This window comes from Allobosea sp. ASV33 (assembly GCF_016428755.1).
Classification (GTDB): Bacteria; Pseudomonadota; Alphaproteobacteria; order Rhizobiales; family Beijerinckiaceae; genus Allobosea.
Window position 1 is genome coordinate 1 of record NZ_JAELTI010000238.1, and the last position, 392, is coordinate 392.

General features: G+C 60.2%; 1 pseudogene. It reads left to right on the forward strand.

Features of this window, described 5'->3' with window-relative positions:
- Positions 1-392: pseudogene (locus JHD80_RS27310) on the forward strand (calcium-binding protein); the annotation flags it as partial.

Consider the following 392-nt stretch of genomic DNA (forward strand, 5'->3'; position numbering starts at 1 on the left):
ATATTCCAGTTGAACAGCGGGTTCGGCCAAGACACGCTCATACCAGACGACTCCAACGGTGCTGCCAACACGCTCCAATTCGGCAGCGGGTTAACGGCCGCCGACGTTTCGTTGGTTGAGCCGAATGCGTCGGATCTGGAGCTTGTTGTCAATGGTGGTGGCTCGATTCTGTTGCCGGATGCGCTGGTGTGGGGAAGCAAACCAGCACTCACCACAATTCAGTTCGCGGATGGCACGAGTTGGAGTTGGACCCAGTTGCTGCAGCAGGTGCCTAATCTTGTCCAGGCATCGCCAGGCAATGAGTCGATTACAGCCGGCGCCGGGGACGAAACGCTGGTGGCCGACGCCGGCAATGACGCCCTGGCGGCGGGCAGCGGAAACGACACGCTGGT